Annotated in this window: 15 protein-coding genes; 8 read left to right on the plus strand and 7 right to left on the minus strand. The window is 69.6% G+C overall.

The genetic code is table 11. The annotated features are described in order from the left end of the window. Positions 1-103: 103 nt before the first annotated feature. Entirely contained in the window at positions 104-1,438 is a 1,335-nt protein-coding gene (locus tag QWG60_RS01605; protein WP_107181445.1) for an MATE family efflux transporter, read from the minus strand. Positions 1,439-1,582: 144 nt separating this feature from the next. On the opposite strand from QWG60_RS01605, the gene QWG60_RS01610 reads away from it, so the two are divergent. Beyond that, positions 1,583-1,897, plus strand: a complete 315-nt coding sequence (locus tag QWG60_RS01610) for a hypothetical protein (RefSeq protein ID WP_146908946.1) — start codon at positions 1,583-1,585, stop codon at positions 1,895-1,897. Positions 1,898-1,990: 93 nt separating this feature from the next. Here QWG60_RS01610 and QWG60_RS01615 read toward each other — a convergent pair whose 3' ends face one another. Genes QWG60_RS01615 through QWG60_RS01625 form a run of 3 tightly spaced genes read right to left on the minus strand, consistent with a single transcriptional unit; the run spans position 1,991 to position 4,669 of the window. Further along, positions 1,991-2,239, minus strand: a complete 249-nt coding sequence (locus QWG60_RS01615; protein ID WP_046078101.1) for a YfhL family 4Fe-4S dicluster ferredoxin — start codon at positions 2,237-2,239, stop codon at positions 1,991-1,993. A 58-nt stretch (positions 2,240-2,297) separates the two neighbouring features. Continuing rightward, positions 2,298-2,777 carry a pantetheine-phosphate adenylyltransferase gene (coaD, locus tag QWG60_RS01620; protein ID WP_035599346.1) on the minus strand — a complete coding sequence of 160 codons (480 nt, stop codon included), beginning with the start codon at positions 2,775-2,777 and terminating at the stop codon, positions 2,298-2,300. Beyond that, positions 2,777-4,669 (minus strand): beta-ketoacyl synthase, encoded by a 1,893-nt coding sequence (locus tag QWG60_RS01625; protein ID WP_035599349.1) that lies wholly within the window; start codon positions 4,667-4,669, stop codon positions 2,777-2,779. The genes coaD and QWG60_RS01625 overlap by 1 nt, the downstream gene beginning before the upstream one ends. Before the next feature lie 228 nt (positions 4,670-4,897). Between QWG60_RS01625 and trmB the strand changes: the two genes are divergently transcribed. Then, positions 4,898-5,587, plus strand: coding sequence for a tRNA (guanine(46)-N(7))-methyltransferase TrmB (trmB, locus tag QWG60_RS01630; protein WP_046078099.1), 690 nt, complete (start codon positions 4,898-4,900; stop codon positions 5,585-5,587). Between the two features lie 6 nt (positions 5,588-5,593). Here the strand turns inward: trmB and QWG60_RS01635 are convergent, their stop codons facing one another. Next, a complete protein-coding gene (locus QWG60_RS01635) occupies positions 5,594-6,487 on the minus strand; it encodes a LysR family transcriptional regulator (RefSeq protein ID WP_046078098.1) in 894 nt (297 codons plus the stop codon). 115 nt (positions 6,488-6,602) lie between these two features. Here QWG60_RS01635 and QWG60_RS01640 point away from each other — a divergent pair, with 115 nt between their 5' ends. From QWG60_RS01640 to glnE, 5 genes are all read left to right on the plus strand, one after another. Next, entirely contained in the window at positions 6,603-7,019 is a 417-nt protein-coding gene (locus QWG60_RS01640) for a PACE efflux transporter (protein ID WP_146908949.1), read from the plus strand. After that, positions 7,016-7,348 carry a DMT family transporter gene (locus QWG60_RS01645; protein WP_173835036.1) on the plus strand — a complete coding sequence of 111 codons (333 nt, stop codon included), beginning with the start codon at positions 7,016-7,018 and terminating at the stop codon, positions 7,346-7,348. The genes QWG60_RS01640 and QWG60_RS01645 overlap by 4 nt, the downstream gene beginning before the upstream one ends. Before the next feature lie 92 nt (positions 7,349-7,440). Continuing rightward, positions 7,441-8,883, plus strand: coding sequence for a D-alanyl-D-alanine carboxypeptidase/D-alanyl-D-alanine endopeptidase (dacB, locus tag QWG60_RS01650; RefSeq protein WP_107181449.1), 1,443 nt, complete (start codon positions 7,441-7,443; stop codon positions 8,881-8,883). 84 nt (positions 8,884-8,967) lie between these two features. Next, positions 8,968-9,339 carry a diacylglycerol kinase gene (locus tag QWG60_RS01655; protein WP_035599364.1) on the plus strand — a complete coding sequence of 124 codons (372 nt, stop codon included), beginning with the start codon at positions 8,968-8,970 and terminating at the stop codon, positions 9,337-9,339. 79 nt (positions 9,340-9,418) lie between these two features. Continuing rightward, entirely contained in the window at positions 9,419-12,403 is a 2,985-nt protein-coding gene (glnE, locus tag QWG60_RS01660; RefSeq protein ID WP_146908951.1) for a bifunctional [glutamate--ammonia ligase]-adenylyl-L-tyrosine phosphorylase/[glutamate--ammonia-ligase] adenylyltransferase, read from the plus strand. On the opposite strand, the gene QWG60_RS01665 is transcribed toward glnE, so the two are convergent. Then, the gene (locus QWG60_RS01665) at positions 12,389-13,081 is read right to left on the minus strand and encodes an HAD family hydrolase (protein WP_146908953.1); all 693 of its coding nucleotides are present in this window, start codon (positions 13,079-13,081) and stop codon (positions 12,389-12,391) included. The two genes, glnE and QWG60_RS01665, sit on opposite strands and share 15 nt — an antisense overlap. Before the next feature lie 286 nt (positions 13,082-13,367). Beyond that, positions 13,368-14,221 (minus strand): IS5 family transposase gene (locus QWG60_RS01670; RefSeq protein ID WP_146910409.1). Its coding sequence is split into 2 segments (ribosomal slippage): positions 13,368-13,879 and positions 13,879-14,221, totalling 855 coding nucleotides; the frame shifts between segments, so codons are not numbered across the junction. 253 nt (positions 14,222-14,474) lie between these two features. Here QWG60_RS01670 and QWG60_RS01675 point away from each other — a divergent pair. Beyond that, positions 14,475-16,319 (plus strand): bifunctional sugar phosphate isomerase/epimerase/4-hydroxyphenylpyruvate dioxygenase family protein, encoded by a 1,845-nt coding sequence (locus QWG60_RS01675; RefSeq protein WP_146910349.1) that lies wholly within the window; start codon positions 14,475-14,477, stop codon positions 16,317-16,319. Positions 16,320-16,398: the final 79 nt, after the last annotated feature.

Here is a 16,398-nt window from a genome sequence, read left to right on the forward strand (position 1 = left end):
GCCGGAGCGGCTGGGAGAGCAAGCCTCGGGTCAATTGACGCCAACGTAAAGGTAAAATGTAGTCAAAGCCGACGAATGTCTAAGTTTTTCCGCCCGACGCGGTTTAAACGTCGGTGCCTGACCAGCGCGTGCGGCGGTAGTGAAGGTAATAGGCGATCAGCACCCCCGAGCGCACCGCGGTGAACAGGGTGAAGGCCAGCCATAGCCCGTGGTTGCCGAGGCCGCGACTCAGCCACCAGGCGGGCAGATAGACCGCCAGGGCGATGAAGATGCTGTTGCGCATCTCGCGCGTGGACGTGGTGCCGATGAAGACGCCGTCGAGCAGGTAGCTCCACACCGCGATCAGCGGCATGGCGACCATCCACGGCAGGTACTCGCCGGCGGTGTCGCGCACTTCCGGCAGCCCGGTGAGCAGGGCGATCAGCCAGGGGCCGCCGATGGCGAAGGCCAGGGAAGCGAGGCCGGCGGTGAGCAGCGAGAAACGCGCCGCGGCGCGCACCGAGGCGGCGAACTCCTCCCAGCGACCGCGGCCCACTGCTCGGCCGGTCAGCGCCTCGGCGGCGTGGGCGAAGCCGTCCAGGCCGTAGGAGGTCAGCATGATGAACTGCAGCAGCACGGCGTTGGCCGCCAGCACGGTGTCGCCCTGGGCGGCGCCGCGGGAGGTGAAGAAGGCCATGGCAAACAGCAGCCCCAGGGTGCGCACGAACAGCTGGGCGTTGACCGCGAACAGCTCACGGTAGGCCGAGAGCCGCAGCAGCCGCGCGCGGCGAAAGCGTCCGCCGAGGCCCGCCAGCTGGTGCCACACCCGCCACAGGCCGAAGGCCAGCGCCGTGTAGTCGGCGATCACCGTGGCCCAGGCCACGCCGTCGCTGGTCATGCCCAGGCCGACCACGAACACCAGGTCCAGGACGATGTTGACGCCGTTGGTCAGCACCAGCAGCGCCAGGGTCACCCGTGAGTTCTGCTGGCCGAGGAACCAGCCGAGGATGGCGTAGTTGGCCAGCACCGCCGGCGCCGAAAGCAGCCGGATGCCGGCGTATTCCGCGGCCAGCCGGGTGGCCTCGGGGCTGCCGTCGAGCAGCCGGAGGCCGAGCGCGATCAGGGGGTCGCCGGCCAGGATCAGCACGACGCCGATCGTCGCCGCCAGCAGCAGCGACTGGCCCAGCAGGGTCTTCACCGATTCGTCGTCCTCCCGGCCCGCCGCCTGGGAGGTCAGCCCGGTGGTGCCCATGCGCAGGAAGCCGAAGCCCCAGTAGAGGAAGCCGAACAGGGTGGCGCCGAGCGTCACCGCGGCCAGGTAGCGGGAGTCCGGCAGATGGCCGACCACGGCGGTATCGACCAGGCCGAGCAGCGGCACGGTGATGTTGGAGAGGATGATCGGCCAGGCCAGAGCCCAGATGCGCTGTGAGGAACGGGCGGTCGAGGCGGTCGCGGTCACGGTGGCTCCGGTCGGTGGCTGGAGGCGGGGAGCATGGCCGCTGGCATCGGGCAGTGCAAGCGGCCCGGCGTCGCCAGTCCGTCTACGCTGGAGAGAAAGCCGGGGAGGCGTCCCCGAATGTCACCATCGCAGGAGGGACGAACCATGACACGAGTGAACGGTGGGAGCCTGGGGCTGGCGTTGCTACTGGCGCTGCTGATGAGCGCACCGTCGGCGCTGGCCACGGACGATGAAGCGCGTCCCAGCGGCGGCGCCATGGCGGTGGATGCCCTGTTCGCCCGGCCGCTGCTGGCCGCGGCCACGGTGGGTGGCACGGCGTTGTTTCTGGTCTCGCTGCCGTTCAGCGCCCTGGGCGGCAACGTCGAGGAGGCCGCGGAGACGCTGATCAAGACGCCCGCCGAGGCGACCTTCCGGCGCTGTCTGGGCTGTGAGGTGAGCCGCCGCGGCGACGAACGCTAGGGCGCCACTGGGTGCCCGGCACAAGACACGACGCCCCGCTCGAGGCGGGACGTCGTGGTGTCTGTCGTCGCGGCGTCTGTAGTGGCGAGACGGTCAGGCGGCGGTGATGCGCTCGTACTTCGCCATCAGCTGCTCCTGGCTCTCCTTGCGCTCGGGGTCGAGCGGGATGCAGTCCACCGGGCAGACCTGCTGGCACTGGGGCTCGTCATAGTGGCCGACGCACTCGGTGCACAGACCGGGATCGATGACGTAGATCTCTTCCCCCGGCGAGATGGCGCCGTTGGGGCATTCGGGTTCGCAGACGTCGCAGTTGATGCACTCGTCGGTGATCATCAGGGCCATGGAGTACCTCACGAAAATCGCGGCCGGCGGGCTCGGGCATCATGCCCGAGTGCCATGGTCAGGTATTGTAATGCCGCTTCAGCGTTTCGGCGACCTCGGGGTGCACGTGCTTCGAGACGTCGCCGCCGAGCCGGGCGATCTCGCGCACCAGGCTCGAGGAGATGTAGGAGTTCTCCACCTCCGGTGTCAGGAACACCGTCTCGAGCTCGGGCATCTGGGCGCGGTTCATGTTGGCCAGCTGCAGCTCGTACTCGAAGTCCGAGACCGCGCGCAGCCCGCGCAGCAGCACCCGGGCCTGCTGCTGCTTCATGAATTCGGTCATCAGCCCCGAGAAACCCGTCACCTCGACGTTGTCGAGGCCCTCGACCACCCGGCGCGCCAGGGCGGTCCGGGTATCGAGGTCCAGCGTCGGCCCCTTGCCGGGGCTGGTGGCGATGGCCACCACCACCTTGTCGAACAGCCGCGAGGCGCGCTCGATCAGGTCGAAGTGGCCGTTGGTAATGGGGTCGAAGGTGCCGGGGTAGACGGCGACGTTCATCACGCTTCTCCGTCGTCGAGGCGTCCGAAGGGGTTGTCCACGGCCAGCGAGACCGGCTTGGCGTAGCCCGGGATGCGGATGCTGTCCGCGCCGACCTCGAGCTCGGGGCCCTCCAGCACGCCCTCGCCGAAGCGGTAGCGCGGCTGGAAGCGGCCACGGTCGGCCTCGTGGCGATAGGCGGCGGCGGCCTGGCGGGTGGCCTCGCGGCGGCTGCGCCATTCGTCCATCGCGGCGTCGCCGTGGCGGGCGGTCATCAGCCGCTCGGTGACGGCCGGCGACAGCACCACGCCGGTGGCGTTGTTGCCGCCGAAGCCCTTGGCGTTGACGAAGGCGGCGTCGGCGGCGAAGCGCAGCGGCTCGCGGAACAGTCGCAGGCGTTCGGCGTGCAGGTCTTCGGGCTGGCTGTCATCCAGGGTCGGGATGCCCGGCAGCAGGTCGTGGGCGAAGCTGCCCAAGGCGCTGGCCAGCTGGTCGCCGGCGGCGCTGCCCTGGGAATGGCCGACGAAGGCCTTGACCGCCACCACCGGCCAGTCCTCGATGCCGTGGGCCTGGGCGACCATGTCGAAGACGTGGGACTCGGTCTCGCGGTTCTTCGGCGTGCTGGTGCCGTGGGCGTGCAGGAAGGTGCGTTCGCGCAGGGCGGTCTCGCCGAGCATCTCGCGCACCAGCGAGGCGGCCTTGCCGAGGGTGATGTAGTTGCCGATGCCGGGCGCCGAGATCGAGCGCTTCCAGCCGTCGGCGTTGACGAACACGTCCGGCACGCTGCCCAGCACCTCGGCGCCGACCTCCAGCGCCAGGGCGTCGTCCATCAGCATCACGAACTGACTGGACTCGCCCATGGTGAAGCCGCAGTTGCGGGCGAACGGGCGGCAGGCGCGCTGGTAGTCCAGGTCGGTGAGCAGCTCGAGGGCGTCCAGCGCCTTGAGACTCTCGTCGTCGGCCAGGGCGCCCATGGTGCGGAAGCCCTCGATGATCTCGGGGGTGATCGGCGCGTCGGCGGTGCCGACCATCACCACCCGGCGGCGGCCGGCGCGGATGTCGTCGACGCCCAGGCGCAGGTTGTAGAGGAAGCTGGCGCAGGCGCCGAGTGCCGCGCCGGTGCTGCCGACGCTGCCGAGGACATAGGCGTTGAGGAAGTCGGCCGGCATCTGGCCGTAGCCCAGCGGCATCTGCTTGGAGGTGGCGCGCTTGCCGGTGGCGAAGCTCTTGAGCAGCCCGCCCCAGCCGTCGTCGTCGAGCTGGCCGATGGAGTTGCCGGCGTAGACGGCGACCTGGTCGGGGTCGAGTCGGTCATGCAGGTCTTCCCAGGCCAGGCCGCTGTCGCCCAGGCAGTCGCTGGCGGCGAAGATCGCCATGGACAGGCCGCGCGGGTGGTGCACGCTGCGGTACAGCTGACCGGGCTCGAAGCCGGAGGGCAGCTGGCCGGCGGCGCGCACCTGGGCCGGGCGAGTCTCGGGCAGCATGACGTCCATCTCGCCGGCCGGCACCGTCACTTCCAGATGCTTGCGGTCGATCTCGCGGACCTGCCAGGTGGGCGGCAGGCTGTCCGGCAGCTGACGACGGCGTACCCGGAAGGTCATCGGCGCCTCGAGATCGAGGCTGGCGCGACGGTTGGCGGGCAGGCCCTCGGCGTTGAAACGGGGGTCTTCGTTGCGACGGATCAGGGTATGGTCGAGCACGCGCTGGCGGGTCTGCTCGACGATGGCCGCGGCGTCGAGGGGGTTGCCGTCGGCGTCGTGCCAGGCATCGTCGGCCTGGGCGCTGGCCAGGCGCATCATGGCCGCCAGGCCGAGCAGGGTCTGGGCTTGGACGTCGTCGGGCAAGGCGTCGAGCACGGTGCGGCGAAACGCCTGATGTCCCGAGGCTCGGCCGGCGGGATTCACGCCACCCATGCCCACGATCACCGGTAAATGTGACAAGCCGGGTTCCTCGTAGTGCGGTTGATATATGGGCTGCTATTGTCCTTTTGGCCAAGGATCATAGCACCCGGCCCGGTGCGCCGTCATGCGGGGCATGGAGGGGTTTTCCACAACCCGGCCGGCCGGGCAGGCGAGAGGCCCTCGGGCCGGCCCATGGCTGGTAGAATGCATGCCTTCCCAAGCCCCCGACCGATCACCGCCATGTCCGAGCGTTCCCGCATCATCACGTCCAACCAGCCCGGCCCCCATCACGATCTGGCACGCCGGGTCGAACGGGCCCTGACCCATCCGCTGCGCAAGCCGCTGGCCGATCATACCCGCGAGGCCTTCGCCGCGGCCGAGGCGTGGCGGGCGTCGTACGGCGAGGCGCCGCTGATCCTCGACGCCTGCTGTGGCGTGGGGCTGTCGACGCGGCGGCTGGCCGAGGCCCATCCCGACTGCGTGGTGATCGGCGTGGACCGCAGCGCCGACCGGCTGTCCCGGGAGCACGGCGCGCCGCCCGACAATGCCCTGCTGGTGCGTGCCGACCTGGTGGACTTCTGGCGGCTGGCGCTGGCCGCCGGCTGGCGCCCGGTACGCCACTACCTGCTGTACCCGAACCCCTACCCCAAGTCGACGCACCTCAAGATGCGCTGGCAGGGGCATCCGGTGTTCCCCGCCATCCTGGCGCTGGGCGGGCGGCTGGAGCTGCGTTCCAACTGGCGGCTCTACGTCGAGGAGTTCTCGCTGGCGGTCGAGCAGGCGACCGGCGTCGCCGCGCCGGTGGAAGCCCACGATCCGGCGGGGGATTTCCTGACCCACTTCGAGCGCAAGTACCACCTCAGCGGTCAGCCGCTGTGGAGGATGGTCGCCGAGCTGCCGCATCGTCCGGGGCTGCTGCCGGTCGAGTGAGGCGGCTCAGCGGCTGCGGCGGTCGCGAAATCGTTCACCCAGCGTCCGCCGCAGCCAGCGGGCGATCGGCCCCTGGGCCGCGTCCCGGCGCGAGACCGTCTCCACGTCGAGGATCGGCAGGGTGCCCAGGGTGTCGTCCGACAGCGTGACCAGGTGCTCGCGGAACGGTGGATAGCGGGCGATGTGCTCGGGGACCAGGGCCCAACCGAGGCCGCGAACGGCCAGCTCACCCATCGAGTAGAAGCTGTTGAGGCGCCAGAACTGGGCGCTGAGCGGCGTTTCGGCGTCGTCCCCCGAACGCGAGGCGATCAGCAGCTGGCGGTGATGGGCCAGATCACTGAGGGAAGGCGGCCCCTGATCGGCCAACGGGTGGTCGCGGCCGACCACCAGCGACTGGCGCAGATGGGCGATCGGCATGCCCTCGAGCAGCGGGCCGCGGCCGAGCCGGCCGAGCAGGATGCCCAGATCGGCGGTGCGATCCTCGACCCAGCCGGCGATATCGCCCTGGGCGCCGTAGAGCAGGGTCAGCTGCAGGGCGGGATAGTGGTGGGCCAGGGCCTCGAGGGTCTCGTCCACCGGCGGCATCTCGACCAGCGCCTCGTCGATGGCCAGCACCAGCCGGGCCTCCTCGCCCTCGGCGATGGCCCTGGCGCGGGAGTCCAGCCGCTGGCACTGGCGCAGCACCGCGCGGGCCTCGTGGAGCAGGGCCTCGCCGGCCTCGGTCAGGCGCGGCAGGCGGCCGTCGCGGTCGAAGAGCGTGCAGGCCAGGTCGGCCTCCAGGTGAGCGACGGCGGTGCTCACCGCCGACTGGGCGCGGCCCAGGTGCCGGGCCGCGGCGGAGAAGGAGCCGCACTCGGCGCAGGCGATGAGCACTTCCAGCTGATCGAGGGTCCAGCGCATGGGTGACCTATCGGATTTGTAGATGGAATCTAACTCGTATCCATCGCCATGGTGGCGAGAATAGTCCGTCAGGTCGAGGCCAGATGGTCTCGTGACGATATCTTGGGAGGTGACGATGCGCTCCTGGAAGGAACGCCTGACGCATACCACGCTGTTCGAGGCCGGCGGCCTGTTGATGGTGACGCCACTGGCCAGCTGGCTGACCGGCCATGACATGGGCGAGATCGGCGTGCTGGCCGCAGGGCTGGCCACCGACGCCATGCTCTGGAACCTGGTCTGGAATCGCGTCTTCGATGCGCTGGTGCCGACTCGTCGCCGCAGCCTGAGACAGCGCTTCGCCCAGTCCTTCGGTTTCGAGCTCGGTCTGCTGGTGATGACCCTGCCGGCGGTCGCCTGGTGGATGGGCATCGGCCTCGTGGAGGCCTTCTGGCTGGACCTCGGCTTCATGCTGTTCTTCCTGGCCTATGCCATGGTCTTCAATACGCTGTTCGATCTCGTGATGCGCCGTCGGCTGGCGCGGGGAGGTGCCTGATGGCCTATCTGTACCTGGCACTGGCGATCGTCGCCGAGGTGGTGGCGACCAGCTCGCTGAAGGCCTCCCAGGAGTTCACCCGGCTGTGGCCGAGCGTGACCGTGGTGGTCGGTTACGTGCTGGCCTTCTACCTGCTGACGCTGGCGCTGCGCACCCTGCCGGTGGGCATCGCCTATGCCTTCTGGGCCGGGCTCGGCATCGTGCTGGTGACCCTGATCGGCGTCCTGGTCTACGGCGAGCGCCTGGATGCGCCGGCGGCGCTGGGCCTTGCCATGATCATCGGCGGGGTGGTGGTCATCCAGGCCTTTTCCCGGGTGTCTGCCCACTGAGGTGGCGCACGGTCGAATCGCGCCTGGGGCACGGGTAGACTGCGGCTCTGCCGCGCTTTCTCCTGTGCCCTTCGACCTCACGGATGATGCCCATGCTGTCTCGCTGTCTCTCGCTCTGCCTGCTGTCGCTGCTGCCCCTGACCGCCCTGGGGCACGGGTTCTCCCACCTCGAGGAACTGGCCGATGACGGCTTCCTGATCGGTGCCGAGGCGCGCCTGCTGGGCAACGGCGAGCCGGGCGAGACCCTGGGCAGCCTCTCGCCGGAGCGCCAGCTGTCGCCGGCCTCGGTGTCCAAGATATATACCGCGGCGGCGGCACTCGAGCGCTTCGGCCCCCAGCATCGTTTCACCACGCAGCTGCTCGGCAGCGCCGAGCCCGACGCCGAGGGCGTGCTGCAGGGCGACCTGATCCTCGATGGTGGCGGCGATCCGGCACTGACCACCGAGGACCTGTGGCGACTGGTGCAGCGGCTGCATCAGGCCGGGGTGCGCGAGGTCGCTGGCCGGCTGGTGGTCAGCCAGTGGCGCTTCGGCCCGGTAGCCTGCCTGACCACCGATCGCTGCGACGGCCAGCGTCGCGTCGACAACGCCTACAGCGCGCTGCTCTCCTCGGCGGCGGTCAACTACGGCAATTGGTGCGTGACCGTGGCGCCGGCGCGTACCGCCGGCGCGCCGGCCCAGGTCACGCCCTGCGACGGCCAGGCCGATCTGGTGCGCATCGACAACCGCATCGAGACCCGGCCGCCCGACAGTGGCACCCAGCTGGCGGCGGAGCGGGTCACCGACGGCGACGGTGACGTGATGCGGGTGTCCGGGCAGATTTCCACCAATGCTCGTCCGCGCGAGCTCTATCGCACCAGCTCCGACCCCGCCGAGCAGGCGGGCCGCACCTTGATGGCAATGCTCGAGCAGGCCGGCATCGCGGTGGCCGGCGGGCACGTCACCACCACGCTGGAGCCGCCGGCCAGCGCCTCACGCCTGGCCGCGGTGGACGGCAAGCCGCTGCAGGAGCTGCTGCTGCGCACGCTCAACTATTCCAACAATTTCATGGCCGACACCCTGACGCTGGATCTGGCCAAGACGCCGCGCCCGTCGCTGAGCCAGGGTGGCGATGCCATCGAGGCCTTCGCCGGCGGCCTGGCGGGCCACGGCCCGCTGCGCCTGGACAGCGGCAGCGGCCTGACGCCGGAGAACCGCACCAGCGCCGCCGGGGTGAACGTGCTGCTCGAGCACATGTTCCGTCAGCCCTCGCTGTTCCCGAGCTTCGTCGCCGCCCTGCAGTCGCCGAGCAACGGCGTGATGCGCTTCATTCGCCGCGGCCCGGCGACTTTCCAGGACCACGTCATGCTCAAGACCGGCACCCTCAACCAGCCGGTGTCGGTGCGCGCCGCGGCCGGCTACTTCCGCACCCGCACCGGGCGCTGGGGCGTGTTCAGCGTGCTGGTCAACGGCACCGGCTCGACGCCCTACCTGAGCTGGTCCCAGGTGCTGGACCGGCTGTCGGTGGACCTCTCGGCGATGATCGAGGCGCACTGAGTCACGTTGGCCGGCGCGTCATAATTGCCCCATTCGGCTCTGCTACCATCGGCGTTCCCACGCCGAAGCTGATGGATGAAATCGATGAAACCCGGATACACCGGCTGGCGCCATCTGGTGCACTCCACTCGTTACTCCCTCAAGGGCCTCGGGGCGGCCTATCGCCACGAGGCCGCCTTTCGCCAGGAGCTCGGCCTGTGCCTGGTGATGGCACCGCTGGCCGTGTGGCTGGGCCGCGAGCCGGTGGAGTGGATCCTGCTGATCGGCAGCTGCCTGCTGGTGCTGATCGTCGAGCTGCTCAACAGCGCCATCGAGAACGTGGTCGATCGCATCGGCCCGGAGCGCCACAAGCTCTCCGGCCGCGCCAAGGACATTGGCTCGGCGGCGGTAATGATGGCGCTGCTGACCGTCGGTCTGACCTGGGGGCTGATCGCCTGGGACCGGTTCCTGGGCTGAGGCGGGCGGCCGCCGGCTAGTGCGCGGCGCCCCGGCTTGGGTATGCTGAGGGCATCGATCAACCGGATGCGAGACGCCCATGGCCCTGCCCGACGACTTCCTGCCGCTGGACGCCATTCCCGAGCCGCTGGCGGCCCCGCTGCAACACGCCCGGGAACGCCTGGCCACGGCCCTCGAGCAGGCCGACAACCTGGCCGACATGCGCCAGCAGGAAGGCCCCGGCGAGAGCTGGGCGGCGCTGGCACCGCATCGCCGCGCGCAGCTGGCGCGGGTGCTGGCGGTGTCGGAGTTCGTCGCCGAGACGCTGATTCGCCACCCCGACTGGCTGCCGCAGCTCGATGCCCTGGGCGAGCTGGACGCCGCGCCGGACGCCGACACCCTGAGCGAGACCCTGGCCGAGCGCCTGGAGGCCGCCGAGGACGAGGCGGCCATGCACGCCGCGGTGCGCCGCTTCCGCCAGGCGCGCATGCTGGGCATCGTGTGGCGCGACCTGACCCGTCCGCCGGGCATCGACATGTGGGCCACCGCGGCCGCCGTCACCCGGCTCGCCGAGACCTGCCTGGAGCAGGCGCTGGCCTGGCTCGAGCGGCACTTCGAGGCGCGCTGGGGCCGCCCCGGGCCGCGCGCCGACGGCGGCGAGCAGCGCCTGGTGGTGCTCGGCATGGGCAAGCTCGGCGCCGGCGAGCTCAACCTCTCCTCCGACATCGACCTGATCTTCGCCTTCCCCGAGAAGGGCGAGACGGTGGGCGGGCGCAAGGCGCTCGAGCACCAGGAATACTTCACCAAGATCGGCCAGAAGCTGATCGGCGCGCTGGACGCGGTGACCGCCGACGGCTTCGCCTTCCGCGTCGACATGCGCCTGCGCCCGCTGGGCGACGGCGGTCCGCTGGTCGGCAACTTCGCCTCGCTGGCCAGCTACTACCAGGACCAGGGCCGCGAGTGGGAGCGCTACGCCATGCTCAAGGCGCGCCCGGTGGCCGGCGATCTCGAGGCCGGTGCCGAGCTGCTGGCGAGCATCCGACCCTTCGTCTATCGCCGCTACCTGGACTTCGGCGCCATCGAGTCGCTGCGCGAGCTCAAGGCGATGATCAACCGCGAGGTGCGCCGTCGCGGCATGCAGGACAACATCAAGCTCGGCCCCGGCGGCATCCGCGAGGTGGAGTTCGTGGTCCAGGCCTTCCAGCTGATCCGCGGCGGGCGCGACACCGAGCTGCAGGTCACCTCGCTGAAGACGGCGCTGTCGCGCCTGCCGGACCTGGGCCTGCTGCCCGCCGCGGTGGTCGACGAGCTGATCCCCGACTACGTCTTCCTGCGTGACCTCGAGCATGCCATCCAGGCGCTGGAGGATCGTCAGACCCAGACCCTGCCGGCCGAGGAGGTCGCCCGCGAGCGGGTGGCCCTGGCGCTGGACATGGAGGACTGGCCGGCGCTGATGGCGCGGCTCGACGAGGTGCGCGATCGGGTCCGCCGGCACTTCGACGCGGTGATCGCCGACCCCGAAGACGCCGACGAGGATGCCCCCGCCCCGGCGGGCGGCCGCGAGCGCGAGGAGTGGCGGGCGCTGTGGCGCGGCGAGCCGGGCGAGGAGGAGGCCGAGGCGCGCTTCCGCGAGGCGGGCTTCACCGATCCGGCCGCCGCCTGCCGGCGCCTGCGTGCGCTGCGCGACTCGCGCCAGGTGCAGGCCATGCAGCGCATCGGCTACGAGCGCCTGGAGGCGCTGATGCCGCTGCTGCTCGACGCCGCCGCGGACAGCGAGGCGCCTGACGTGGCCCTGGAGCGGGTGCTGCCGCTGGTCGAGGCGGTGTTGCGGCGCACCGCCTACCTGGCGCTGCTGCGCGAGAACCCCGAAGCGCTGGAGCATCTGATGCACCTGTGCAGCGCCAGCCCCTGGATCGCCGAGCAGCTGGCCCGCCACCCGATCCTGCTCGACGAGCTGCTGACCCCGGACACCCTCTACACGCCGGCCGACAAGGCGCGGCTGGCCGACGAGCTGCGTCAGGCCCTGGGGCGGATTCCCGAGGGCGACGAGGAGGCCGAGCTCGAGGCGCTGCGCGTGTTCAAGCACGCCCAGGTGCTGCACGTGGCGGCCTCCGACATCGCCGGCACCCGCCACCTGATGAAGGTCAGCGACTATCTCACCTACATCGCCGAGGTGATCCTCGAGACGGTGCTGGCCATGGCCTGGAAGCACCTGACCCGCAAGCACGGCTTCCCGCTGCGTCGCGACGGCGAGCGCTGCGGCCAGGCGCCGGAGTTCCTGATCATCGGCTACGGCAAGCTCGGCGGCATCGAGCTCGGCTACGGCTCCGACCTGGACCTGGTGTTCCTCCACGACGGTGCCACCCGCGGCAGCACCGACGGCGACCGGCCGATCGACAACGCGGTGTTCTTCACCCGCCTCGGCCAGCGCATCATCCACCTGCTCACCGCGGTGACCCCGGCCGGCAGCCTCTACGAGGTCGACATGCGCCTGCGGCCCTCGGGCAACGCCGGGCTCCTGGTGTCGAGCCTCGACGCCTTCGCCGACTACCAGCGCCGCGAGGCCTGGACCTGGGAGCATCAGGCGCTGGTGCGCGCCCGGGTGGTGGCCGGCCACGACACCCTGGCCGAGGGCTTCGACGCCGTGCGCGGCGAGATCCTTGGCCGCGAGCGCGACGTCGAGGCGCTGCGCGAGGAGGTGGTGGCGATGCGCCACAAGATGCGCAAGCACCTGGCGAGCCAGGGCGAGGGCGACGACTTCGACCTCAAGCAGGATCCGGGCGGCATGGTCGACATCGAGTTCCTGTGCCAGTACGCGGTGCTGGCGATGGCCCACGACAGCCCGGCACTGCTGCAGTGGAGCGACAACATGCGCATCCTCGAGACCCTGGAGCAGTGCGGCCGGCTGCCCGCCGAGGACGGCGAGCGCCTGCGCGAGGCCTACCTGGCCTGCCGCACCGCGGCCCATCGCGCGGCGCTGACCGGCGATTCGGCCCGTGGCGACAACGCCGACTTCGCCGCGCATCGCCAGGCGGTCATCGCGGTCTGGCAGCGGCTGCTCGAGCCGGCGTCAGGAGACGCCTGAGGATGACGCCTGGCGCTGCCAGCTCGCGAGCGCGGCCTCCAGGCCGTGCAGATCGAGGGTGGTGGTTACGTCCGCGGGGAAGGGCGAGGCGGCGGGATCGGCGGTGACGCCGACGAAGCCCGTGCCGTTGGAGCTGGCGGCCCGATAGTCGTTGTAGGAGTCGCCGACCATGACCGTGCGGCCGGCGCGGTGTCCGTGGCGGTTCAGCAGCTGGCCGAGCCCCGTCACCTTGTCCGGCGGCGAGCCGATCACCTCGTCGAAATGGCCGGCCAGGTCGCGCCGGGCGACGATCTCGCGCAGCTCGTGCTCGGGCGTGGCGGACAGCAGGTAGATCGGCAGGCGGCCCCGATGGCGGTCGAGGAAGGCCAGGGCGCCGGGGATGGCGGGGGTGGCGAGGATGCGCTGCTCCACGTCGGCCTTGAAGCGCCGGCACAGGGTGTCGATGGACGCCTCGTCGGCCTGGCGGCCGAGGATCTGCGCCTCGATATGGCGGAACTTGACCTCCCGGGGCTGGCCGCCGCGTCGGCCCAGGTAGGCGCGCACCGCCCGGCGCAGGGGCTGGGGCTGGTCGTCGTAGAGGGCGGCGAAGGCCTCGCGCTTGAGATGGGCCGAGTCGAGGATCACGCCGTCGAAGTCGAAGACCAGCACGTTATCCGGATCGGAGAAGAAGTCGCTCACGTCGGGCTCCGCTTCACGCGCGCCACCGGGCCGCGTTGTCGTGGGGAGGGAGCGCGCTTCGGGAAGGCCGGGAAGCCGTGGCCCGGAGGTATCGCCGTTTCCCGTACCGCGCCCGCCAGCAGGGGCATCGGGGCACTGGGTTCGAATGTCGAACTAAAGTGCTTTGGCCGAACAAACTAGAATCGGTTTCCAGTAGTGTCAATGTGGCGTGAGGTCATCTAAGACCAAGGTTGGAGCCCGCCTGCCGGTGAACGTGGCGGCGCCGAAAACGCTGTCGTGGCGGGCTCTAGGTTCTGTCTGAAAAGTCTGCACGCAAACAACGGTCTATGCAGGCCAGGCATACCATCGCCCGGAAGCTGCTGGCCAACTTGTCGTAACGGGTGCAGACCCGGCGTAGCTCTTTGATCCAACCGAAGCAGCGCTCAATGATGTTTCGCTCCCGATATCGGGGCTTGTCAAAGCCCCTCGGAGCGCCAGGGCGCGGTTTTCGCTTCATCTTGCGCCGGGCAATGATCGGCTTCATGCGATGCCGGCCGCAGTAGCGGCGAAGCGGGTCGCTATCGTAGCCCTTGTCCGCCACGATGAAGCGGCAACGCTTACGAGGTCTGCCCTTGGTTCCAGGCAGTTGCACCTCCTCCAGGGTGGGAATGAAGTGCCGCGTATCCGAATCCTGCCCCGGCGACAGCGTGAAGGTCAGCGGCCAACCATGACGGTCACAGACCATATGGATCTTGGTCGTCAGGCCGCCGCGACTCCGTCCCAGGGCATGGTCTACGGGCTCTACCTGTCCCCCTTTTTGCCGCCTCCAGAGGCGGCCCGGGTGGCGCGGATTGATGTCGAATCGATCATCCAGGTGTCCAGATCCATCAGGCCATCCTCTCGCAAGCGAAGTTGGAGGCGCGCCAGAATGGCCTCGAAGGTGCCATCATCGCGCCACTGACGGAAACGGTCATAAACGGTCTTCCAAGGGCCGTAGCGCTCTGGCAGATCACGCCACTTAGCGCCCGAGCAGAGGATCCAGAAGATGCCGTTCAACACCTGGCGGTCATCGCGACGGGGACGGCCTGACCTCTGCGGCGGCGAGACGATGTCTTCAATGAGGGCCCAGCCATTGTCGGAGATCTCGTAGCGTCCTGCCATGGGTCACCTATGCAGCTGCAGCATGGGACACATTAGCAAATCCGACTTTTCGGACAAAGCCTAGGGGAGGAGCGCCGTGAGGCGGGGAACCGGCCGCCGGCAATTGCGGCTTGCCTTGCTACCCGGGATGTCGTGCATAATGCGAACTTTATGACGCTATGCGAACAGTTTGCCAGGGCGTCTCTCGCCGCGTCGACGCGACCCTGCCGGGGATGTGGCGAGGATCTCTCGATCCGATTGTCAGGAGGTTCAGATGCGTGCCATCGCCACCGTGTGCCTGAGTGGAGATCTGCGGACCAAGCTGGAGGCCATCGCGCGCGCCGGCTTCGGCGGCGTGGAGATCTTCGAGAATGATCTGCTGTCCTTCGACGGCTCCCCCGAGGAGGTGCGCGAGCTCTGCGATTCGCTGGGGCTGTCCATCGTCGCCTTCCAGCCGTTCCGCGACTTCGAGGGCATGCCCGAGCCCCAGCGCAGCCGCAACCTGCAGCGTGCCGAGCGCAAGTTCGATCTCATGGAGCAGCTTGGCACCGATTTCCTGCTGGTGTGCAGCAATGTCTCGCCGCAGTCCGTCGGCGATCTCGACCGGGTGGCCGCGGACCTGCGCGAGCTCGCCGAGCGGGCCGGCCAGCGCGGCATCCGCATCGGCTTCGAGGCGCTGGCCTGGGGCCGCCATATCTCCGACTACCGGGATGCCTGGGAAGTGGTGCGGCGCGCCGATCACCCCTATCTCGGCGTGGTGCTCGACAGCTTCCATATCCTCTCCCGCGGGCATGACCTCTCGACCATCGGCAAGATCCCCCGCGACAAGATCTTCTTCGTCCAGGTGGCCGATGCGCCCCTGCTCGACATGGACGTGCTGCAGTGGAGCCGCCATTTCCGCTGCTTCCCCGGCCAGGGGCGCCTGCCGCTCGAGGCCTTCATGCGCGAGCTGGCCCGGTCGGGCTACGACGGTCCGCTGTCGCTGGAGATCTTCAGCGATGCCTTCCGCGCCGCGCCCACCGAGATCACCGCCCTGGACGGCCTGCGCTCGCTGATCTGGCTCGAGAACCTGGTCGAGGATGGCCCCTGGGCGGGGCGGATTCCGCCGGCCCCGCACTACCGCGGCATCCATTTCATCGAGTTCACCCTCGACGAGGAGAGCGCCGCGCCGCTGGGCGAGTTCATCGGCGCGCTCGGCTTCCGCCACGTGGGGCGCCACCGCTCGAAGAACGTCGAGCTGTGGAAGCAGGGCGAAGTGCATCTGGTGCTCAACTTCGAGACCGACAGCTTCGCCCATACCTTCCGCCTGCTGCATGGCACCTCGGTGTGCGCCGTGGGCTTCCGCGTCGATGATGTGGAGCAGGCGCTGGACCGGGCCCGCGCCTTCCAGGCGCCGCGCTTCCGCGGCCAGGTCGGCGAGGGCGAGATGGAGATACCGGCCCTGCGCGGCATCGAGGGCAGCCTGGTCTACCTGGTCGACGACCAGGCGGCCGGCGACCTGCAGTGGCGCACCGACTTCGAGCTGTTCGATCAGGAGAGCCGCGACGAGGCGGGGCTGGTGCGGGTCGATCACCTCTCCTATGTGCTGCCGGCCACCCAGCTGCTGGGCTGGCAGCTCTTCCATCGCACCGTGTTCGGCTTCGCCGCCGAGGCCGAGAACGAGATCGTCGATCCGCGCGGAATGATGGTCAGCCAGGCGGTGGTCAGCCCGGATCGCAGCATCCGTCTGCCGCTCACCGTGTCCCAGGTGCAGGACACCCAGCCCGGGCGCTTCCTCAGCGAGTTCCGCGGCGGCGTGCAGCAGATCGCCTTCGAGAGTCGCGATATCTTCGCCACCGTTGACGAGATCCAGGCCCGTGGCCTGCCGCTGCTGAGGATTCCGGGCAACTACTACGACGACCTCGAGGCGCGCTATGACCTCGACGAGTCGTTGCTTGAGGCCATGCGGGCCCGCAACATCCTCTTCGACCGCAACGACGACGGCGACTTCTTCCATGCCTACACCGAGACCTTCTCGGGGCGCTTCTTCTTCGAGATCGTCGAGCGGCGTGGCGGCTATCAGCAGTTCGGCGAGGCCAATGCCGGCATTCGCCTGGCGGCCCAGTCGAAGAGCGGATGACACGCCACGGGGAGTCTGCGGTCCCCGTCCGAAGATTTGATATCCACACAGGCCCCGGACAGGGCCCGTTCAGGAGATG

This window comes from Halomonas halophila (assembly GCF_030406665.1).
Classification (GTDB): domain Bacteria; phylum Pseudomonadota; class Gammaproteobacteria; order Pseudomonadales; family Halomonadaceae; genus Halomonas; species Halomonas halophila.

Bases quoted from the DNA above. Each gene is read 5' to 3' on its own strand.
- QWG60_RS01640 (WP_146908949.1), top strand. From the start codon at position 6,603: ATGCGCTCCTGGAAGGAACGCCTGACGCATACCACGCTGTTCGAGGCC.
- coaD (WP_035599346.1), bottom strand. From the start codon at position 2,777: ATGAACGTCGCCGTCTACCCCGGCACCTTCGACCCCATTACCAACGGC.
- QWG60_RS01610 (WP_146908946.1), top strand. From the start codon at position 1,583: ATGACACGAGTGAACGGTGGGAGCCTGGGGCTGGCGTTGCTACTGGCG.
- trmB (WP_046078099.1), top strand. From the start codon at position 4,898: ATGTCCGAGCGTTCCCGCATCATCACGTCCAACCAGCCCGGCCCCCAT.
- glnE (WP_146908951.1), top strand. From the start codon at position 9,419: ATGGCCCTGCCCGACGACTTCCTGCCGCTGGACGCCATTCCCGAGCCG.
- QWG60_RS01625 (WP_035599349.1), bottom strand. From the start codon at position 4,669: ATGGGTGGCGTGAATCCCGCCGGCCGAGCCTCGGGACATCAGGCGTTT.
- QWG60_RS01675 (WP_146910349.1), top strand. From the start codon at position 14,475: ATGCGTGCCATCGCCACCGTGTGCCTGAGTGGAGATCTGCGGACCAAG.
- QWG60_RS01635 (WP_046078098.1), bottom strand. From the start codon at position 6,487: ATGCGCTGGACCCTCGATCAGCTGGAAGTGCTCATCGCCTGCGCCGAG.
- QWG60_RS01615 (WP_046078101.1), bottom strand. From the start codon at position 2,239: ATGGCCCTGATGATCACCGACGAGTGCATCAACTGCGACGTCTGCGAA.
- dacB (WP_107181449.1), top strand. From the start codon at position 7,441: ATGCTGTCTCGCTGTCTCTCGCTCTGCCTGCTGTCGCTGCTGCCCCTG.
- QWG60_RS01655 (WP_035599364.1), top strand. From the start codon at position 8,968: ATGAAACCCGGATACACCGGCTGGCGCCATCTGGTGCACTCCACTCGT.